This is a genomic window from Serratia sp. CY55921 (assembly GCF_052167655.1).
GTDB classification, from domain to species: Bacteria; Pseudomonadota; Gammaproteobacteria; order Enterobacterales; family Enterobacteriaceae; genus Serratia; species Serratia ureilytica.
This window is the reverse complement of the sequence record NZ_JBJNMU010000001.1, coordinates 845522-862581: the sequence shown is the minus strand read 5'-3', so window position 1 is coordinate 862581 and position 17060 is coordinate 845522. Positions and strand designations below refer to the sequence as shown.

Below are 17060 nucleotides of genomic sequence, written 5' to 3'. Positions count from 1 at the left end.
AAGCCGATTATTGGTGTGCCGGATCAATGCCCGATCGCGTCTGCCATCATACCCACGGCGATAGCGAAATAGTAAGAGCGATTCCAGTGCATCAGGGTGCGGAAATTATCATAGACCAAGAAGGTCCGCCCCTGCAGATCATCCGGCGCGATGATCCAGCCGCGCTGCACGGCGTGCGGCAACGCGCGGCCATCCGCACGGCGCACGCCGCGTTTCTGCCAGTCGTTGACGCTGCGCGCCTGCGCGTCTTTCAGGCCCAGTTCGGCTCGATTGAAGCCGGCGGGCAGTTTGACCTCGCGCCCCCAACCGATGCCGGGCTGCCAGCCCTCTTTGGACAGGTAGCTGGCCGTGGACGCGAAAACGTCGTCAATGTTATTCCAGATATCGATGCGTCCGTCACCGTCGCCGTCCGCCGCATAGCGCAGGAAGGAGCTTGGCATAAACTGACATTGCCCCATCGCGCCGGCCCAGGACCCTTTGAGCGACGTATCGCCAACGTGCCCCTGTTCGACTATCTGCAACGCCGCCAGCAGCTCCCGGCTGAAAAAGGCCTCGCGGCGCCCTTCGAATGCCAGCGTCGCCAGCGCGGACACCACGTCCTCCCGCCCCTGGATCTTGCCATAGGCGCTCTCCATGCCCCACAGCGCGATGATATAGCGCCCCGGCACCCGATAGTGTTCGCTGGCCCGCAGCCATTGCGCATGGCGCTGCCGGTACAGTTCGCGCCCCTGCCGCACCTTGGCGGGCGACATCACCCGCCGCAGGTAATCGTCCAACGTGATCTTCTGCTCCGGCTGATTGCGATCGGCCTTGATCACCCGATCGACGAAATGGATTTGCGCAAAGGCGCGGTCAAGGGTGGCCTGACTGATGCCCTGTTCCCGCGCCCGGCGCTTCAGTTGTTCGACATACGCCGGGAACTGCGCCGGATCGCGCCCGCTGGTCGCCAGCGTCGTCTCCTGCGCCGCCTGCGGTGCGCCCGGCATCATCGCACCGCCCAGCGCCAGCCAAACGGCCAACGCGGTACTTCTCGCCGAACGTGTCATCATGCCTCCCCTGACCGTAGCGGCGGTCTCAGGCCTTGTCGCCCGCCAAATGCTGATTGAGCAGGTTTTCCACCGGCGGCGGGAACTGCAGGTAATAACCTTCGTCTTTCAGCGCCTGTTTCACCTTTTCGATATCCGCCGAGGCCAATTTCTTGCGTTCATCGAGTGAAAGCATCATGGCGAATTGCGGTACGCCGAAACTTTTCATCAGCGCTTCCGGCACACGAGAGAAATCGTCTTTTTTTTCGACATAAAGATAAGTTTGATCGCGTTTCGGGCTTCTATAGATCACACAAAGCATTTTTTTAACTCTATTTAATTGAGGGAGCGTCTTGCCTGGATATAACTCTGACTATAACATGCTTATAGTACATCGGAATATCGCACCCCGAGTGGTATTCCGGGGATTTAAAGTTGCTGAGACTGAGTCAGGATAGATGTCACAATCGCCAATTGAGCTAAAAGGCAGCAGTTTTACCCTATCGGTTGTTCATTTGCATAATTCGCAGCCCGAGGTAATACGCCAGGCGTTACAGGAAAAAGTTGAGCAAGCGCCCGCTTTTCTGAAAAACGCCCCTGTTGTTATCAACGTCGCAACGCTGGATGGCGATGCGAACTGGAAAGAACTTCAACAGGCTGTCGCGGCGGCAGGTCTGCGCGTTGTGGGTATCAGCGGTTGCAGAGATGAGCGTCAAAAGCGCGCGATAGCCCGTGCCGGGCTGCCGTTGCTGAGCGAAGGCAGAGGCCAGAAAATGGCGGCGCCGGAGCCTGCACCTGCGCCCGTGGTGGCGGATAACGCCCCTGCCAAAACGCGTATCATCAGCACCCCTGTCCGTTCCGGCCAACAGATTTACGCCCGCAACTGCGATCTTATCGTGACCAGCAGCGTCAGCGCCGGCGCCGAGCTGATTGCCGACGGCAACATTCATGTCTACGGCATGATGCGCGGTCGCGCGCTGGCAGGCGCGTCAGGCGACACGCAATGTCAGATTTTTTGCACCCACCTGGCGGCTGAGCTAGTCTCTATCGCAGGGCAGTACTGGTTGAGCGACCAAATCCCGTCCGATTACGTCGGGCAGGCCGTACGACTCAGCCTGTTGGATAACGCTTTAACCATACAACCTTTAAATTAAGCCCTTTTGACAAGGAATCCATTTCATGGCACGCATTATTGTTGTTACATCGGGTAAAGGGGGCGTTGGCAAGACCACTTCGAGCGCGGCCATCGCTACCGGCCTGGCCCAGAAAGGCAAGAAAACCGTCGTGATCGATTTCGATATCGGCCTGCGTAATCTTGACCTGATCATGGGCTGCGAACGTCGGGTAGTTTATGATTTCGTGAACGTGATTCAGGGCGACGCCACGCTGAATCAGGCGTTGATCAAAGACAAACGCACTGAAAACCTCTATATCCTGCCGGCTTCGCAGACACGCGACAAAGACGCGTTAACCCGTGAAGGCGTTGAAAAAGTCCTCAACGATCTCGGCGAGATGGATTTTGACTTCGTGGTCTGCGACTCACCGGCCGGTATCGAAACCGGTGCGCTGATGGCGCTGTATTTCGCCGACGAAGCTATCATCACCACCAACCCGGAAGTCTCTTCGGTACGCGACTCCGACCGTATCCTGGGCATCCTTTCCTCCAAATCGCGCCGCGCCGAGAAAGGCGAATCGCCTATCAAGGAACACCTGCTGCTGACCCGTTACAACCCGGGCCGCGTCAGCCGTGGCGACATGCTGAGCATGGAAGACGTGCTGGAAATCCTACGCATTCCATTGGTGGGTGTGATCCCGGAAGACCAGTCCGTACTGCGTGCTTCCAACCAGGGTGAGCCTGTCATTCTGGATGCCGAGTCAGACGCCGGTAAGGCGTATGACGATACCGTTTGCCGCTTGTTGGGGGAAGAACGCCCATTCCGCTTCATTGAAGAAGAGAAGAAGGGTTTCCTGAAACGCCTTTTTGGGGGATAAACCATGGCCTTATTAGACTTCTTTCTGTCCCGCAAAAAACAGACAGCCAATATAGCCAAGGAACGGCTGCAGATTATCGTCGCAGAGCGTCGTCGCGGGGACAGTGAGCCCCCGTATCTGCCTGATTTGAAACGCGATATTCTGGCGGTTATTTGCAAATACATTCAGATCGATCCTGAAATGCTGCATGTGCAGTTCGAGCAGAAAGGGGACGATATTTCGGTACTTGAACTTAACGTGACATTACCGGAATCGGAAGAAGCAGCTAAATGATTGCGACGCATTAATTACCCCCTGTATATTTTATGCAGGGGGTAACTGTATGTGTATCCAGTTATTAAGCATTATCGGCAGCAAAAAATCGATTTTTCCCTTTGGGACAATTCCCAATTAACTTTGCCGCCACCTCGTTTAAAGTAAATTCTGGCCAGATTTACCTTCAACGCATTATTTCCTGCCTATATTCACCCGAGCAGAGTTTCCCTACCCTGCCCTGGTGATAACCAGCGATTAATAATCTTTCAGGATGTCCTGCAACGGCGCCATTAATAAATCGCCGCGCCAGCCGCTGATTAATTCAGGGCGACTCTCGCCGTCCTTCAGTTTCCAATGCCAGTTCAACAATTGGTTAATTTGGCGACGGGATGCCAGCAGCTCGCTGCTCAACCCGCTTTGCTCGCTGACGGTGGCGATAGCGGCCTTGATGTCCTTAAACACCTTCTTGTAGCCCGGCTGATCGATAAGGTTAGCCAACGGCGCTGGCAACTCGGACTCCTCCAGCGCTTCGGCTTCGGCCACCAGCGCCAACAGCGTTTTGCCGTGATAACGGATCTCCGGCCCGCTCAGGCCCAGCGAATCCAGTTCTCCCAGCGAAGACGGCATAAAGCGCGCCACCTGCCACAGGTTCTCCTCGCGAACCACGAAGTTCACCGCCAGATCGCGCTCGCGCGCCTGGCGCAACCGCCATTCCGCCAACTTCTGCAGGCACCCCAGCTGACGCGGGCGCAACTGCCAGGCATTGCTGATTTCGCGATAGGCCACTTCCGGCGCCAGCGCCTCGCTACGGCGTTGGCACAGCAGCAAGCACTCGTTATTGGCCGCAGCGGTCCAGCCGGCCTCTTCAGTCTCCTGCACCAGCTGTTTGGCCATCGGCAGCAGGTAGAACACGTCGGCGGCCGCATACACGCACTGTCTTTCAGTCAGCGGGCGCGCCAGCCAATCGGTGCGCGACTCGCTCTTGTCCAGTTCAACCTTCATGTACTCCGCCACCAGCGTCGCAAAGCCGCAGGAGAGCGGCCGACCGGTAAAGGCCGCCAGGATCTGAGTGTCGATCATCGGCGTCGGCAGCGTTTTAAAGGCGTTGAGAAACACTTCAAGATCTTCACTGCCGGCATGCAGAAACTTCACCACGGCGGTGTCGGCCAGCAGCTCGACAAACGGTTGCCAGTGCTTGATCGGCAGAGGATCGATAAGGGAGAGTTGTTCACCGTCGTAAAGCTGGATCAGGCCCAGCTGCGGATAGTAGGTACGCGTTCTGACAAACTCGGTGTCCAGCGCAACCTGGGCATGCTTTCTCGCCTGCTCGCAGACCTGCTGCAATCCGGCATCGGTAGTGATCAACTGATAATTCAAAACATCATTCTCTTGTAGGATTCAAACACAACAACGCCGGCATTCACCGGCGTTGTTGATAGGCTGACGCGAGAGCGAAACCTAGGCGGCATCGGCCGGCTTAGGCGCTTTTTGCTCATCGCGCAATTCTCGCCGCAAAATCTTGCCGACGTTCGACTTCGGCAGTTCATCGCGGAACTCAACAATTTTAGGCACTTTATACCCGGTCAGGTGGCGTCGGCAATGGGTCAACAGCTCTTCCTTGGTCAGCGAGGCGTCTTTCTTCACCACGCAGATCTTCACCGTTTCGCCGGAGGCCTCGCTGGGCACGCCGATTGCCGCACATTCCAGCACTTTCGGGTGCTGGCTGACCACATCTTCAATCTCGTTCGGATACACGTTGAAACCCGAGACCAGGATCATGTCTTTCTTGCGGTCGACGATGCGCACAAATCCCTGATCGTCCACGGTCACCACATCACCGGTCGCCAGCCAGCCGTCTTTCAGCACTTCGTCGGTGGCATCCGGGCGCTGCCAATAGCCTAACATAACTTGCGGCCCTTTGACCCACAGTTCGCCCGGCTCGCCCGGCGGCACGTCATGGCCGTTGTCGTCCACCAACCGAATGTCCGTCGACGGCACCGGCAGACCGATGCTGCCGCTGTAGTGTTTAAGATCGTAAGGGTTGCCGGCCACCAGCGGCGCGCACTCCGTCAGGCCGTAACCTTCCAGCAGGTGTTTGCCGGTGGTTTTCTCCCACTTCTCGGCCACCGATTTTTGCACCGACATGCCGCCGCCGACCGAGAAACGCAGCGTAGAGAAATCGAGCTTGTGGAAGTCTTCGTTGTTCAGCAACGCATTGAACAGCGTATTCACCCCGCTCATGGCGGTGAACGGGTATTTGCCCAATTCTTTCACCAGGCCCGGAATGTCACGCGGGTTGGTGATCAGCAAATTGCGCCCGCCCAGATCGATAAACAGCAGGCAGTTCACCGTCAGCGCGAAAATGTGATACAGCGGCAGCGCCGTCACCACCAGCTCCTGCCCTTCACGGAACAGCGGCGAATAGGCAGCCTTGGCCTGCTCAAGGTTGGCCTGCATGTTGCGGTGCGTCAGCATCGCCCCCTTCGCCACCCCGGTGGTGCCGCCGGTGTATTGCAGGAAAGCCAGATCGGCATTAATGATGTCCGGTTTTACATATTGTAAACGGCGGCCGCGCTGCAGCGCGCTGCGGAAGGAAATGGCGTCCGGCAGATTGTATTTCGGCACCAGACGCTTAACGTATTTGACCACGAAGTTGACCAACGTGCCCTTGGCAGCCGACAGCTGATCGCCCATGCGCGTCAGGATCACGTGTTTGACCTGGGTGTTGAACACCACTTTTTCCAGCGTATGGGCAAAGTTGGAGACGATGACGATGGCACTGGCGCCGCTGTCGTTCAACTGGTGCTCCAGCTCGCGCGGGGTATACAGCGGGTTGACGTTGACCACCACCATGCCGGCACGCAGAATGCCGAACAGGGCAATGGGGTATTGCAACAGGTTAGGCATCATCAGCGCGACGCGGTCGCCCTTCTTCAGGCCCAGCTCATTTTGCAGGTAAGCCGCGAAAGCCCGGCTGCGTTCTTCCAGTTTGCGGAAGGTCATCACCTCGCCCATATTGATAAAGGCGGGCTGATCGGCATAGCGCTGCACGGCATGCTCAAACATTTCGATCAACGACGAATAGCGATCGGCATCAATCTCTGCGGGCACATCTGCCGGATACCGTTTTAACCAGACCTTATCCAAGGTATTACTCCTGAAATCATTACTAATTATCATCGCAGCCCTCAAACTCGCAGCCTAACCATAACAATATTTTAACTCAGCAGACCAGTTCGGGTTTTAAACATTACTCAGGTTGCGATGTACGTCACTAATTGTCGGATATTCCTTATCCCAAAAAACAAAAGGGCGGCCTGAGCCGCCCTGTCAAATTTGTTCACATCAAGCGTATGTTACTCGGTTACGATGGTTTGCACCTGTGCCGGGCCGGGGTTGTACCAGCCATAGCCGGCGCCCCAGCCGGGTCCCCACGGGCCACCGCGCCAGCCCCAAGGGCCCATCGGCGCAGGCGGCATCACCACCTGCTGTACCAGATGCCAGCGCTTGAAACCGGTCACGTTCATCGTTACGAAGCGATATGGCGTCATGCCGATCCGCCCCTCTTTCAGGCCGGTGATAGGGCCGACGACGGTCACCAGTTGGCCTTTGAAATCGACCGGTTCGAGGAAGCCGTTCACCGTGGCCAGCAAGCGGCCGTTCGACGGTTCACCCAGTATCGGCCGCGCACCGCTGTCGAGCGGCACCGCCGCGATCTCCAGCAGCGTGCGCCCTTGTTCGTTGGCGACGTTCACCACGGTGCCGCCGAAGCGGGCTTCCGCGCCGGTAAACAGGTTCGGTGCATTTTGTACCGAGGAAAGCTGAGTCACCGGCGAAGGGCTGGAGCCTTTGATCGCATCCGGTACGGTGACGCACCCGGTCAGAACCAGCGCGCCGCAGGCGACGGCCAGCAGCGACAGCTTTTTACTTGCAGTGCGGATTAACATGGTCGCAATCTCCTGAAATGCCTGTAACTTTGACCGCGTTTCAGCGCTCAAGTTGCAGGCCTTCATCGCCCGGCATCAACATCAGCACAATAACGCCGCGATTACTCGCGGCCCGGCAGTTTTTTCCAGGTCACTTCATTGCGCAGGTAGGTCGGCTCGGCGTTTTCCACCGCCACCGCCAGCCCCTGTTGCCAGGCGTGCAGCGCCAGCGGCAGCATGTCTTCCGCCTGCGGCAACAGCATCTGGCCGTCGCGCACGCTCAGCGTGGAACCGTTGACCAGATCGGGGTAGGTTTGCCAGCCGGTGCCGACGTGGGCCCATTCGCCCTGCAGGCGCTGTGCACGCTCGAGCGCCTGCGCCGGCGACAGCACCGCCTCGCCTTCGCTTTCCAACCAACGGCCGTCGGCCTGACGTTCGAACTGCCCCCAGTAGACCTCGCCCATGCGCGCATCGATCGCCGCCAGCACACGCTCCGCGCCGCTGACGCGCCAGGCGCCCTGCGCCATGGTTTGCAGCGTAGAAACGCCGATCATCGGCAGCTCGGCGCCCAGCGCCAGGCCCTGAGCGATGCCGATGCCGATGCGCACCCCGGTAAAACTGCCGGGGCCGCGGCCGAAGGCCAGCGCATCGAGCTGGTTGAGCGCCAGGCCGGATTCCGCCAGCACCTGCTGCACCATAGGTAAAATACGTTGCGTATGCTCGCGTGGGCACAGCTCAAACAGGGCGTGGATTTCGCCTTGATTCCAGACGGCGACGGAACAGGCTTCCGTCGCGGTATCGATCGCTAAAATTCGCGTGGACATGCCAACCTCTGGCGGGAATAAAACTGGGTTTTTCATACAGGGCGCGCATTGTAGCACAGCCCCGTAAGCCCTTCATCTTTCACGTGGCCGACGTATCAGCGGCCTGCAAGAAGGCGATCGCCTGCTTCAGATCGCGGGTACGCGGCGTAGGCGGCAGGCTATTGAGGAACACCTCGCCATAAGGGCGCATCACCAGACGGTTATCGCAGATCACCAGCACGCCGCGATCGTCGGTATCGCGGATCAAACGGCCCACCCCCTGTTTCAGGGTGATGACCGCATCCGGCAACTGCACGTCATTGAACGGATCGCCGCCGCGCAGGCGACAATCTTCAATGCGCGCCTTCAGCAGCGGATCGTCCGGTGAGGTAAACGGCAGCTTATCGATGATCACGCACGACAGCGCATCGCCACGCACGTCCACCCCTTCCCAGAAGCTGCTGGTCGCCACCAACAGCGCGTTACCGGCGGCGACGAACTGTGCCAACAGCTGCCCTTTGCTGGTTTCCCCTTGCAATAAGACCGGCAGCGTCATCGTGGCGCGGAACTCTTCCGCCAGCTCGCGCATCATCTGGTGCGATGTGCACAAGAAGAAGCAGCGGCCGTTGTTGGCTTCGATTAATGGGCGCAGCATGCGCGCCAGCTGGCGCGCCCCGCCGGGCTGATTCGGCGAAGGCAAAAAGCGCGGCACGCACAGCAACGCCTGTTTGGCATAGTCGAACGGGCTCGGCAACAGCAGCGTTTTGGCCTTGGTCAGCCCCAGTCGTTCGGTGAAGTGACCCAACTGATCGTTGACCGACAGCGTCGCCGAGGTAAAGATCCAGCTGCCCGGCTTCTCGTCCAGCATTTCGCGAAAACGATCGGCCACCGTCAGCGGCGTCAGCGCCAACACGAAGTGGCGCGAATTGCACTCATACCAATAGCTGTAGCCCGGTTCCGTCACCGCCTTGAGGCGTTTGAGACGCGCGCGGTACAGCGTGGCGCGCTCAAAGGCGGCGTCCAGCAGCGCCGAACGCCCCAGCGACAGTTTCATGACGTCATAACACAGCTCCAGCGCGTCATCGAGCAGCAACAACGCGCGCTGCACGTTCGGTTCGCCGAGCACATCCCGCAGGTTGCCGCGAAAACCCGGCTCCCCCAGATTCAGACGGAAATCTTGCGTGCTCAGGCTGAGACGGTCGGCGCTTTTTTGCAGTTGGGCGGCATCGCGCACCTCGGTGCGGTAGGCGATGGTGATGTCCTTCGCCAGATCCAGCAGTTGGCGGCTGGTGAGCTGCTGGCCGAAATACTGGCTGGCGATGTCGGGAATTTGGTGCGCCTCATCGAAAATCATCACCTCGGCTTCCGGGATCAGCTCGGCGAAGCCGCCCTCTTTCACCACCATATCCGCCAGGAACAGGTGATGGTTCACCACCACCACATCCGCATCCATCGCGCGGCGGCGCGCTTTGACCACGAAGCAATCCTGATACAGCGGGCAGTCGCTGCCGAGACAGTTGTCATTGGTGCTGGTCACCAATGGCCAGACGAAGCTGTCTTCCGCCACTTCGCTGCAGGTGCTGATATCACCCTCTTTGGTCTGCGACGACCACTTGCGCAGTTGCACCAGATCGATCAACGTCTGCCCCGCCAGCTCACCGCCGGCCATCGACTGTTGCTCAAGACGCTCCAGACACAGGTAGTTGGAGCGCCCCTTCAGCAGCGCCAGCTTGCCTTTGTACTTCAGCGCCTTGGCGACGGTGGGCAGATCGCGCGCATACAGCTGATCCTGCAGCGCTTTCGAACCGGTGGAGATGATCACTTTGCGATCGGCACGCAGCGCCGGCGCCAGATAAGCGAAGGTTTTGCCGGTGCCGGTGCCGGCTTCCACCACCAGTTCCTGCTTGAAATTGATCGCTTCGGTAACGGCTTGCGCCATCTGCCGCTGCGGCTCACGCGGTTTGAATCCCTTGATAGCCTGCGCCAATGCGCCGTCTGTTGCAAAATCGTCTGTCACGCTGTCTCTCTGCCGGTGTCATTCAGCGGTGATTATGCCAAGCCTGCCGCCCGGCTACCACCCACTTTATCGCCGCGCTTTTTCATCACCGGCTGTGCTACCCTTAGCGGGACTATGATATGGAGATAAGCAAATGAATATCGAAAGAATTGATCCCGATCAGCGCTGGTCCGAAGCCGTGGTGCACAACGAGACCGTTTACTACACCAGCGTGCCTGAGAATCTGGACGATGACGCGACCGCGCAGACCGCCAACGCCCTTGCCGCCATCGACGTGCTGCTGGAACGTGTAGGGTCGGACAAAAGCCGTATTCTGGATGCCACCATCTTCCTGGCCAATACCGCCGACTTCGCCGCGATGAACGCCGCCTGGGACGCCTGGGTTGTCGCCGGCAGCGCGCCGGTGCGCTGCACCGTGCAGGCTCAGCTGATGAATCCGAAGTACAAGGTGGAAATCAAAATCATCGCCGCGCTGTAAGCCTCGCGCAGACAAAAAAAACCGCAGACGGCAACGCCTGCGGTTTTTTATTGCCCGCTATCAGGACAGTTTGAGGATCACCATCCCCGTCAACAGCAGCGCCAGGCCAATCCAGCCTTTGGCGTTCAACCGCTGGCCGAACATGATCCAGCCTGCGGCGATGGTGGCGGCGATACCGAAACCGCCCCACAACGCGTAAGCGATTGACAGATCGATGCCCTTTACCGCCTGCGCCAGGGCGCTGAACGCACCGAGTACCGACAGCAGCGACAGCAATCCCAGCCAAATTTTACGGAAACCGTCCGACATCTTCAGGAAGATGTTGGCGATGATTTCCAGCACGATGGCCAATCCCAGGAACCCAATGTGGTACAACTCAAACTGTTGCATGGTTGTCACCTCGCGGGCTGACCTGTTTTCGCTCTTTGCGGGTACCGGATTTCACCAGCATGATACCGGCGATCAGCGTAGCCAGACCCAGTACCTTCAGCGCCGAAATGGGCTCGTCGAACCACAGCACGCTGAACAGGGTAATGAACAGAATGCCGATACCTTCCCACAGCGCATAAGCTACGCCCAACGCCACGCGTTTTACCGCTACTGACAGCAACACATAAGACGCGGTGATCATCACGTACATCACGATATGCCCGATCATGCCGCCATTGACGCTGGCGTATTTCATCGACAAGGTGCCGATGATTTCGGTCATGATGGCCAAACCTAAAAAGATCCAATAAATCATAATTTTTCTCCCAAACGGCGAATAACGCGCGCCAAGGCATATTTATCCCGATTTATCTCGTCGAACGGCCGCAGTACGGCGCGCAAGACGCAGAGATCCCTGGGGATAAACTGACCCAAACGCAAAAAGAATGTTTGTCCGGCTGAACGGTAGAGCGAAGGCGTAAGCCCGCTACCAGCACCGGTTAAGGGAGAAAGACGCTATAGCTCGCTGCACCAGTGATGCTCACTGGCAAGGATCGCAGACAGGAAGAGTTGGCACGTAGAGGTTCTGAGGGTAGTTCCGTTAATAGTCATCATAATAGTTCTCTATTATCAGCCGCACACCGTGCGATTTGCCCAATATCCTCATAAAAGTAAAATTTTCAACTGAGATATTTTTACCATAGCCAAAATAAGAAAGCAAACTGCCGTTTTCATAAAAAAGCAGAAAAAAATGGGTTAAAAATAAGAAAGTTAATCGCGATAAAAATTAAAAAAGGCCCAACGGAGCGTTGAGCCTTGCGAGATCCGCGGGTGAGCAAATAAGCGCCAACCCCAGGCCTGGCGCGGGTTACAACGCGGCGCCGCTGACGGCGCTGCGCGCCAGTTCAGTGATGCGCGCGTAGTCGCCGCTTTCGAGCGCATCGGCCGGCGCCAGCCAGGAGCCGCCGATGCACAGCACGCTTTTTAGCGCCAGATAATCGCGGTAATTGTTCGGCGTAATGCCGCCGGTCGGGCAAAAGCGCACCTGCGGGAACGGGCCGCCGATCGCCTGCAGCGCCTTCACGCCACCGTTGGCTTCCGCCGGGAAGAATTTGAATTCGCGCAGGCCGTAATCCATGCCCAGCATCAGTTCAGATACGGTGCTGATGCCCGGGATCAACGGGATTGACCCCGCCGTCGCCGCCTGCAGCAAAGCGTCGGTCAGCCCCGGGCTGATGGCGAACTGCGCCCCGGCCTCGGTCACCTCCCGCAGCTGCTGTGGATTGATCACCGTACCGGCGCCGATGATCGCCTCCGGCACCTCTTTGGCGATAGCGCGAATAGCCTCCAGCGCACAGGCGGTGCGCAGCGTCACCTCCAGTACCCGCACGCCGCCGGCAACCAACGCTTTCGCCAGCGGCACCGCCTGCTCCAGCGTGTTGATCACGATAACAGGCACCACCGGCCCCGCCGTCAGGATCTGTTCAGCGCTGGTTTTCCAGTTTTTCATCATTCTTTCTCCATTACTCGCGGTTAACAATGGCACGCCCCTGCCACAGGGCTCCGCGCAAACGCGCGAACGTCCGGCCGTACCGTAAGTGATGTGGCCCACGCGCAGATCGCAGGCAAAAAAAAGCCGGCAGACGGGCTGCCGGCATTGCGCATTACTCGAACTCGTTCCAGGAACGGCCGTCGCGGGTGATCATCGCCACCGAGGCCACCGGCCCCCAGGTGCCCGCCTGATAAGGCTTAGGCGCTTCGTTGTCGGCTTTCCACGCGTCCATGATGGAGTCGACCCACTTCCAGGCCTCTTCCACTTCGTCACGGCGCACGAACAGCGCCTGAATGCCGCGCATGGTCTCCAGCAGCAGGCGCTCGTAGGCGTCCGCCACGTGCTCCTGGTTGAAGGTTTCCGAGAAACTCAGATCCAGCTTGGTAGTCTGCAGGCGGTGCTTGTGATCCAGCCCCGGCACCTTGTTCAATACCTGAATTTCGATGCCTTCGTCCGGTTGCAAACGAATGGTCAGCTTGTTTTGCGGCAGCTGCTGATAAGAGTCGCTGAACAGGTTAAGCGGCGGATTCTTAAAGTACACCACCACTTCCGAGCATTTGGTCGGCAGACGTTTACCGGTACGCAGATAGAACGGCACCCCGGCCCACTGCCAGTTGTCGATGTCCACGCGGATGGAAACGAAGGTCTCGGTGCTGCTGCTCTTGTTCGCCCCTTCTTCTTCCAGATACCCCGGCACTTTCTTGCCCTGAACGAAACCGGCGGTGTACTGACCGCGCACGGTGGTTTCTCGTACATTGGTCTGATCGATGCGGCGCAGCGAACGCAGCACCTTCACCTTCTCGTCGCGGATGCGGTCGGTGGTCAGATCCGCCGGCGGCGACATGGCGATCATGGTCAGGATCTGCAGCAGGTGGTTCTGGATCATGTCGCGCATTTGGCCGGCCTGATCGAAGTAGCCCCAGCGCCCTTCGATGCCCACCTCTTCCGCCACGGTGATCTGCACCGAATCGATGGTGCGGTTGTCCCAGTTGGACGCGAACAGCGAGTTGGCGAAACGCAGCGCCAACAGGTTCAACACCGTCTCTTTGCCGAGGTAGTGGTCGATGCGGTAGACCTGGGACTCGTTGAAGAACTCCGCCACCTGATCGTTGATCACGCGGGAGGACGCCAGATCGGTGCCCAACGGTTTTTCCATCACCACGCGCGCCGGCTCATGGTTCAGCTTGGCTTCGCCCAACCCTTTGCAGATGGCGCCGAAGGTGCTTGGCGGCATGGCGAAGTAGTTGATGGTGGTGCGGTGCTTCTGATCCAGCATTTTACCGAGTTTGGTAAAGTTCTTGCTGTCGTTGACGTCCAGATTGCAGAAGTCCAGGCGCGCGCTCAGCGTGGCCCAGAGTTCGTCATCCAGCTTTTCCTTCATGAAGGTGCCAAGCGCTTCCTTGACCACTTCGGTATAGGCTTTTTTATCCCACTCCGCGCGGCCGACGCCGATGATCCGCGTATCCGGGTGGATGTGTCCGGCTTTCTCTAACTGGTACAGGGAAGGCAGCAGCTTACGGCGCGCCAAATCACCTTTCGCGCCGAAAATAACCAGGTCACACGCCTGGGCTGTAGAGGTTACCGCCATGTTCATCTCCTCGTTGCAGGATATTTGTAATTTTCTTACATTACTAATGTACTCTGTTTGACTACGGCCAGCAAACCCGGCGCAGAAGCAGAAAAAAGACGTTAAGATCTCAGTGGTAGCGCCACTGCGCGCCGGCGCCCTCACAGGCGGGCAAAACTGTAATTTTTCGTCTTTTTTGACGCTCTGTTACCATTATGAAAGTTAGACACAGGTCATATTCTGGTGAAAAAAGCCTGCATACGCCCTGTCGAGACTGCCAACGGTTACCAGCACGTAGTATATTTTCACTAAACCGGCATTGATTTCTCCTTTGTTTGCAATCGACATACCCTATCGATTTCAGGTTACAGCCGCTCGTTTGGCGTCTGCTTGCACGGCGAACACGGGCGAAATTCGGCGCTGTTGCTTGAAAGCCACAGGGATAAAACCATGAGTGACTCTCGTTATATGAATACGCTGGACAAAATCCAGAGCCATCTGGAGCTCCTGAGCAAATCTGAAAGGAAAGTCGCCGAGGTGATCCTGGCCTCCCCGCAGACCGCCATTCACTCCAGCATCGCCACGCTGGCGCGCATGGCCGACGTCAGCGAACCCACCGTCAACCGTTTTTGCCGTCGCCTTGATACCAAAGGCTTTCCCGACTTCAAACTGCATCTCGCCCAAAGCCTGGCTAACGGCACGCCCTACGTGAACCGCAACGTCGAGGAAGATGACAGCGTCGATTCCTACACCAGCAAGATCTTCGAATCAGTGATGGCCAGCCTGGATACAGTAAAGGCAAATTTGGATATTGCCGCAATCAATCGTGCGGTTGACCTGCTCACCCAGGCAAAAAAGATCTCTTTCTTTGGCCTGGGCGCCTCCGCCGCCGTGGCCCACGACGCGATGAACAAATTTTTCCGCTTCAATATTCCGGTGGTCTACTTCGATGACATCGTCATGCAGCGCATGAGCTGCATGAACTCCGGCGAGGGCGACGTGGTGGTGTTGATCTCTCACACCGGCCGCACCAAGAACCTGGTGGAAATGGCCCACCTGGCGCGAGAAAACGACGCCACGGTACTGGCTATCACCTCGCGCGACACCCCGCTCGCCCAGGCGGCGACCCTCGCGTTGCTGCTCGACGTGCCTGAAGACACCGACGTTTACATGCCGATGGTGTCGCGGATCGCGCAATTAACGCTCATTGACGTGCTCGCCACCGGATTTACCTTGCGCAGAGGGGCTAAATTCAGAGATAACTTGAAGCGGGTCAAAGAAGCGCTCAAAGAATCGCGCTTTGATAAAGGCGTAGTCATTCCCAACAGTTTTGACTCGTAACCCGACGAAGAAAAAAGTCGCCGTTCAACAGACATTTGAATGGCGACATCAGAGGCTGTACCCTGTTAATACGCTCATGCGGGTAACCCGGGTGAAATATCAGTGTTGTAAAATTACATTTCACGCCTGGTTTCGTTATCCGACGTTATCGCAACACCAATATTTGCTTCACCAGTCAACGGAGTAATACATGTCCAGACGGCTCAGAAGAACCAAAATCGTTACCACCCTGGGTCCGGCTACAGACCGCGACAATAATCTGGAAAAGATCATTGCCGCCGGCGCCAACGTAGTTCGGCTTAACTTCTCCCACGGCAGCCCGGAAGATCACCAGGCTCGCGCAGACAAAGTTCGCGAAATCGCTGCCAAACTGGGACGTCACGTCGCTATCCTTGGCGATCTGCAAGGGCCGAAAATCCGCGTTTCCACCTTCAAGGAAGGCAAAATCTTCCTCAACGTGGGCGATAAATTCCTGCTGGACGCCAACCTGTCAAAAGGCGAAGGCGATAAAGAAAAAGTCGGTATCGACTATAAAGGCCTGCCTGCCGACGTCGTGCCGGGCGACGTCTTGCTGCTCGACGACGGCCGCGTTCAGCTGAAAGTGCTCGAAGTTCAGGGCATGAAAGTATTTACCGAAGTCACCGTTGGCGGCCCGTTGTCCAATAACAAGGGCATCAACAAACTCGGCGGCGGCCTGTCGGCCGAAGCGCTGACCGAAAAAGACAAGGCGGACATCGTCACCGCCGCCAAGATCGACGTCGACTACCTGGCGGTCTCCTTCCCGCGCACCGGTGAAGATCTGAACTATGCTCGCCGCCTGGCGCGCGACGCAGGCTGCAACGCCAAGATCGTGTCCAAGGTCGAGCGCGCCGAAGCGGTCTGCAGCGACGAAGCGATGGACGACATCATTCTGGCCTCCGACGTGGTGATGGTCGCCCGTGGCGATCTGGGCGTCGAAATCGGCGATCCGGAGCTGGTCGGGATCCAGAAGAAACTGATCCGCCGCGCCCGTACTCTGAACCGCGCGGTGATCACCGCGACTCAGATGATGGAGTCGATGATCACCAACCCGATGCCGACCCGCGCCGAAGTCATGGACGTGGCCAACGCCGTGCTGGACGGCACCGACGCCGTCATGCTGTCGGCGGAAACCGCTGCCGGCCAATACCCGGCGGAAACCGTGGCGGCGATGGCGCGCGTTTGTCTGGGCGCCGAGAAGATCCCGAGCATCAACGTTTCCAAACACCGTCTGGACGTGCAGTTCGACAATATCGAAGAGGCGATCGCCATGTCTTCGATGTATGCGGCCAACCACCTGAAAGGCGTCACCGCGCTGATCGCCATGACCGAGTCCGGCCGCACCGCGCTGATGATGTCACGCATCAGCTCCGGCCTGCCGATCTTCGCCATGTCGCGGCATGAGCACACGCTTAACCTGACCGCGCTGTATCGCGGCGTGACGCCGGTGTATTTCGACAGCCACAAAGACGGCGTCATCGCCGCCAACGAAGCCGTCAATCGCCTGCGCGACAAAGGCTTCCTGGTCTCCGGCGATCTGGTGATCGTCACCCAGGGCGACGTGATGGAAACCGTCGGCACCACCAATACCAGCCGTATCCTGCGCGTCGAGTAATTCACGCCGCAGACGAAATGCCGGCCGGCTCACCTAGGCCGG

The 17060-nt window shown here is 58.0% G+C and carries 17 protein-coding genes; 6 read left to right on the top strand and 11 right to left on the bottom strand.

Translation table 11 applies throughout. The annotated features are described in order from the left end of the window. Positions 1-23: 23 nt before the first annotated feature. Positions 24-1046, bottom strand: coding sequence for a lytic murein transglycosylase (locus ACJ8M3_RS04125; RefSeq protein WP_089197699.1), 1023 nt, complete (start codon positions 1044-1046; stop codon positions 24-26). 28 nt (positions 1047-1074) lie between these two features. Next, positions 1075-1347, bottom strand: coding sequence for a YcgL domain-containing protein (locus ACJ8M3_RS04120; RefSeq protein ID WP_033643340.1), 273 nt, complete (start codon positions 1345-1347; stop codon positions 1075-1077). Between the two features lie 136 nt (positions 1348-1483). Between ACJ8M3_RS04120 and minC the strand changes: the two genes are divergently transcribed. Genes minC through minE form a run of 3 tightly spaced genes read left to right on the top strand, consistent with a single transcriptional unit; the run spans position 1484 to position 3290 of the window. Continuing rightward, a complete protein-coding gene (gene minC / locus ACJ8M3_RS04115; protein WP_033650952.1) occupies positions 1484-2179 on the top strand; it encodes a septum site-determining protein MinC in 696 nt (231 codons plus the stop codon). A 25-nt stretch (positions 2180-2204) separates the two neighbouring features. Further along, positions 2205-3017, top strand: a complete 813-nt coding sequence (gene minD, locus ACJ8M3_RS04110) for a septum site-determining protein MinD (protein WP_004932300.1) — start codon at positions 2205-2207, stop codon at positions 3015-3017. Between the two features lie 3 nt (positions 3018-3020). Then, positions 3021-3290 (top strand): cell division topological specificity factor MinE, encoded by a 270-nt coding sequence (gene minE, locus ACJ8M3_RS04105; protein WP_004932303.1) that lies wholly within the window; start codon positions 3021-3023, stop codon positions 3288-3290. A gap of 237 nt (positions 3291-3527) precedes the next feature. Here the strand turns inward: minE and rnd are convergent, their stop codons facing one another. The 5 genes from rnd to ACJ8M3_RS04080 form a co-directional block, all read right to left on the bottom strand. Next, on the bottom strand, positions 3528-4649 hold the full coding sequence (gene rnd / locus ACJ8M3_RS04100; RefSeq protein ID WP_046687239.1) for a ribonuclease D: 1122 nt from the start codon (positions 4647-4649) through the stop codon (positions 3528-3530). 81 nt (positions 4650-4730) lie between these two features. Next, the gene (gene fadD / locus ACJ8M3_RS04095) at positions 4731-6419 is read right to left on the bottom strand and encodes a long-chain-fatty-acid--CoA ligase FadD (protein ID WP_033643344.1); all 1689 of its coding nucleotides are present in this window, start codon (positions 6417-6419) and stop codon (positions 4731-4733) included. Positions 6420-6628: 209 nt separating this feature from the next. Further along, a complete protein-coding gene (locus tag ACJ8M3_RS04090) occupies positions 6629-7219 on the bottom strand; it encodes a Slp family lipoprotein (protein ID WP_021503867.1) in 591 nt (196 codons plus the stop codon). A gap of 101 nt (positions 7220-7320) precedes the next feature. Next, positions 7321-8022, bottom strand: coding sequence for a tRNA (adenosine(37)-N6)-threonylcarbamoyltransferase complex dimerization subunit type 1 TsaB (tsaB, locus tag ACJ8M3_RS04085; RefSeq protein WP_089197133.1), 702 nt, complete (start codon positions 8020-8022; stop codon positions 7321-7323). A gap of 79 nt (positions 8023-8101) precedes the next feature. Then, positions 8102-10018, bottom strand: coding sequence for an ATP-dependent DNA helicase (locus ACJ8M3_RS04080; protein WP_004932318.1), 1917 nt, complete (start codon positions 10016-10018; stop codon positions 8102-8104). 133 nt (positions 10019-10151) lie between these two features. Here ACJ8M3_RS04080 and ACJ8M3_RS04075 point away from each other — a divergent pair, with 133 nt between their 5' ends. Further along, positions 10152-10496, top strand: a complete 345-nt coding sequence (locus ACJ8M3_RS04075) for a RidA family protein (RefSeq protein ID WP_004932322.1) — start codon at positions 10152-10154, stop codon at positions 10494-10496. 60 nt (positions 10497-10556) lie between these two features. Here ACJ8M3_RS04075 and mdtI read toward each other — a convergent pair whose 3' ends face one another. The 4 genes from mdtI to zwf form a co-directional block, all read right to left on the bottom strand. Further along, positions 10557-10886 (bottom strand): multidrug/spermidine efflux SMR transporter subunit MdtI, encoded by a 330-nt coding sequence (gene mdtI, locus ACJ8M3_RS04070; RefSeq protein ID WP_016927446.1) that lies wholly within the window; start codon positions 10884-10886, stop codon positions 10557-10559. Continuing rightward, a complete protein-coding gene (mdtJ, locus tag ACJ8M3_RS04065; protein ID WP_004932327.1) occupies positions 10873-11241 on the bottom strand; it encodes a multidrug/spermidine efflux SMR transporter subunit MdtJ in 369 nt (122 codons plus the stop codon). The genes mdtI and mdtJ overlap by 14 nt, the downstream gene beginning before the upstream one ends. A 552-nt stretch (positions 11242-11793) precedes the next feature. Further along, positions 11794-12435: a bifunctional 4-hydroxy-2-oxoglutarate aldolase/2-dehydro-3-deoxy-phosphogluconate aldolase gene (locus ACJ8M3_RS04060; RefSeq protein WP_089197700.1), complete on the bottom strand. Its 642-nt coding sequence runs from the start codon at positions 12433-12435 to the stop codon at positions 11794-11796. Positions 12436-12589: 154 nt separating this feature from the next. Then, complete coding sequence (gene zwf / locus ACJ8M3_RS04055; protein WP_033643346.1) at positions 12590-14065, bottom strand: glucose-6-phosphate dehydrogenase; 1476 nt, start codon at positions 14063-14065, stop codon at positions 12590-12592. Between the two features lie 447 nt (positions 14066-14512). Between zwf and ACJ8M3_RS04050 the strand changes: the two genes are divergently transcribed. Together ACJ8M3_RS04050 and pyk are read left to right on the top strand one after the other, a co-directional pair. Then, positions 14513-15385 (top strand): MurR/RpiR family transcriptional regulator, encoded by an 873-nt coding sequence (locus ACJ8M3_RS04050; protein WP_033643347.1) that lies wholly within the window; start codon positions 14513-14515, stop codon positions 15383-15385. Between the two features lie 190 nt (positions 15386-15575). Further along, entirely contained in the window at positions 15576-17018 is a 1443-nt protein-coding gene (pyk, locus tag ACJ8M3_RS04045; RefSeq protein WP_089197134.1) for a pyruvate kinase, read from the top strand. Positions 17019-17060: the final 42 nt, after the last annotated feature.

Excerpts from the sequence above, each read along its gene's own strand:
- mdtI (WP_016927446.1), bottom strand. The coding sequence starts at position 10,886 with ATGCAACAGTTTGAGTTGTACCACATTGGGTTCCTGGGATTGGCCATC.
- minC (WP_033650952.1), top strand. The coding sequence starts at position 1,484 with ATGTCACAATCGCCAATTGAGCTAAAAGGCAGCAGTTTTACCCTATCG.
- ACJ8M3_RS04050 (WP_033643347.1), top strand. The coding sequence starts at position 14,513 with ATGAATACGCTGGACAAAATCCAGAGCCATCTGGAGCTCCTGAGCAAA.
- tsaB (WP_089197133.1), bottom strand. The coding sequence starts at position 8,022 with ATGTCCACGCGAATTTTAGCGATCGATACCGCGACGGAAGCCTGTTCC.
- ACJ8M3_RS04125 (WP_089197699.1), bottom strand. The coding sequence starts at position 1,046 with ATGACACGTTCGGCGAGAAGTACCGCGTTGGCCGTTTGGCTGGCGCTG.
- minD (WP_004932300.1), top strand. The coding sequence starts at position 2,205 with ATGGCACGCATTATTGTTGTTACATCGGGTAAAGGGGGCGTTGGCAAG.
- mdtJ (WP_004932327.1), bottom strand. The coding sequence starts at position 11,241 with ATGATTTATTGGATCTTTTTAGGTTTGGCCATCATGACCGAAATCATC.
- minE (WP_004932303.1), top strand. The coding sequence starts at position 3,021 with ATGGCCTTATTAGACTTCTTTCTGTCCCGCAAAAAACAGACAGCCAAT.
- pyk (WP_089197134.1), top strand. The coding sequence starts at position 15,576 with ATGTCCAGACGGCTCAGAAGAACCAAAATCGTTACCACCCTGGGTCCG.
- ACJ8M3_RS04075 (WP_004932322.1), top strand. The coding sequence starts at position 10,152 with ATGAATATCGAAAGAATTGATCCCGATCAGCGCTGGTCCGAAGCCGTG.
- ACJ8M3_RS04060 (WP_089197700.1), bottom strand. The coding sequence starts at position 12,435 with ATGAAAAACTGGAAAACCAGCGCTGAACAGATCCTGACGGCGGGGCCG.
- ACJ8M3_RS04120 (WP_033643340.1), bottom strand. The coding sequence starts at position 1,347 with ATGCTTTGTGTGATCTATAGAAGCCCGAAACGCGATCAAACTTATCTT.
- ACJ8M3_RS04090 (WP_021503867.1), bottom strand. The coding sequence starts at position 7,219 with ATGTTAATCCGCACTGCAAGTAAAAAGCTGTCGCTGCTGGCCGTCGCC.
- zwf (WP_033643346.1), bottom strand. The coding sequence starts at position 14,065 with ATGGCGGTAACCTCTACAGCCCAGGCGTGTGACCTGGTTATTTTCGGC.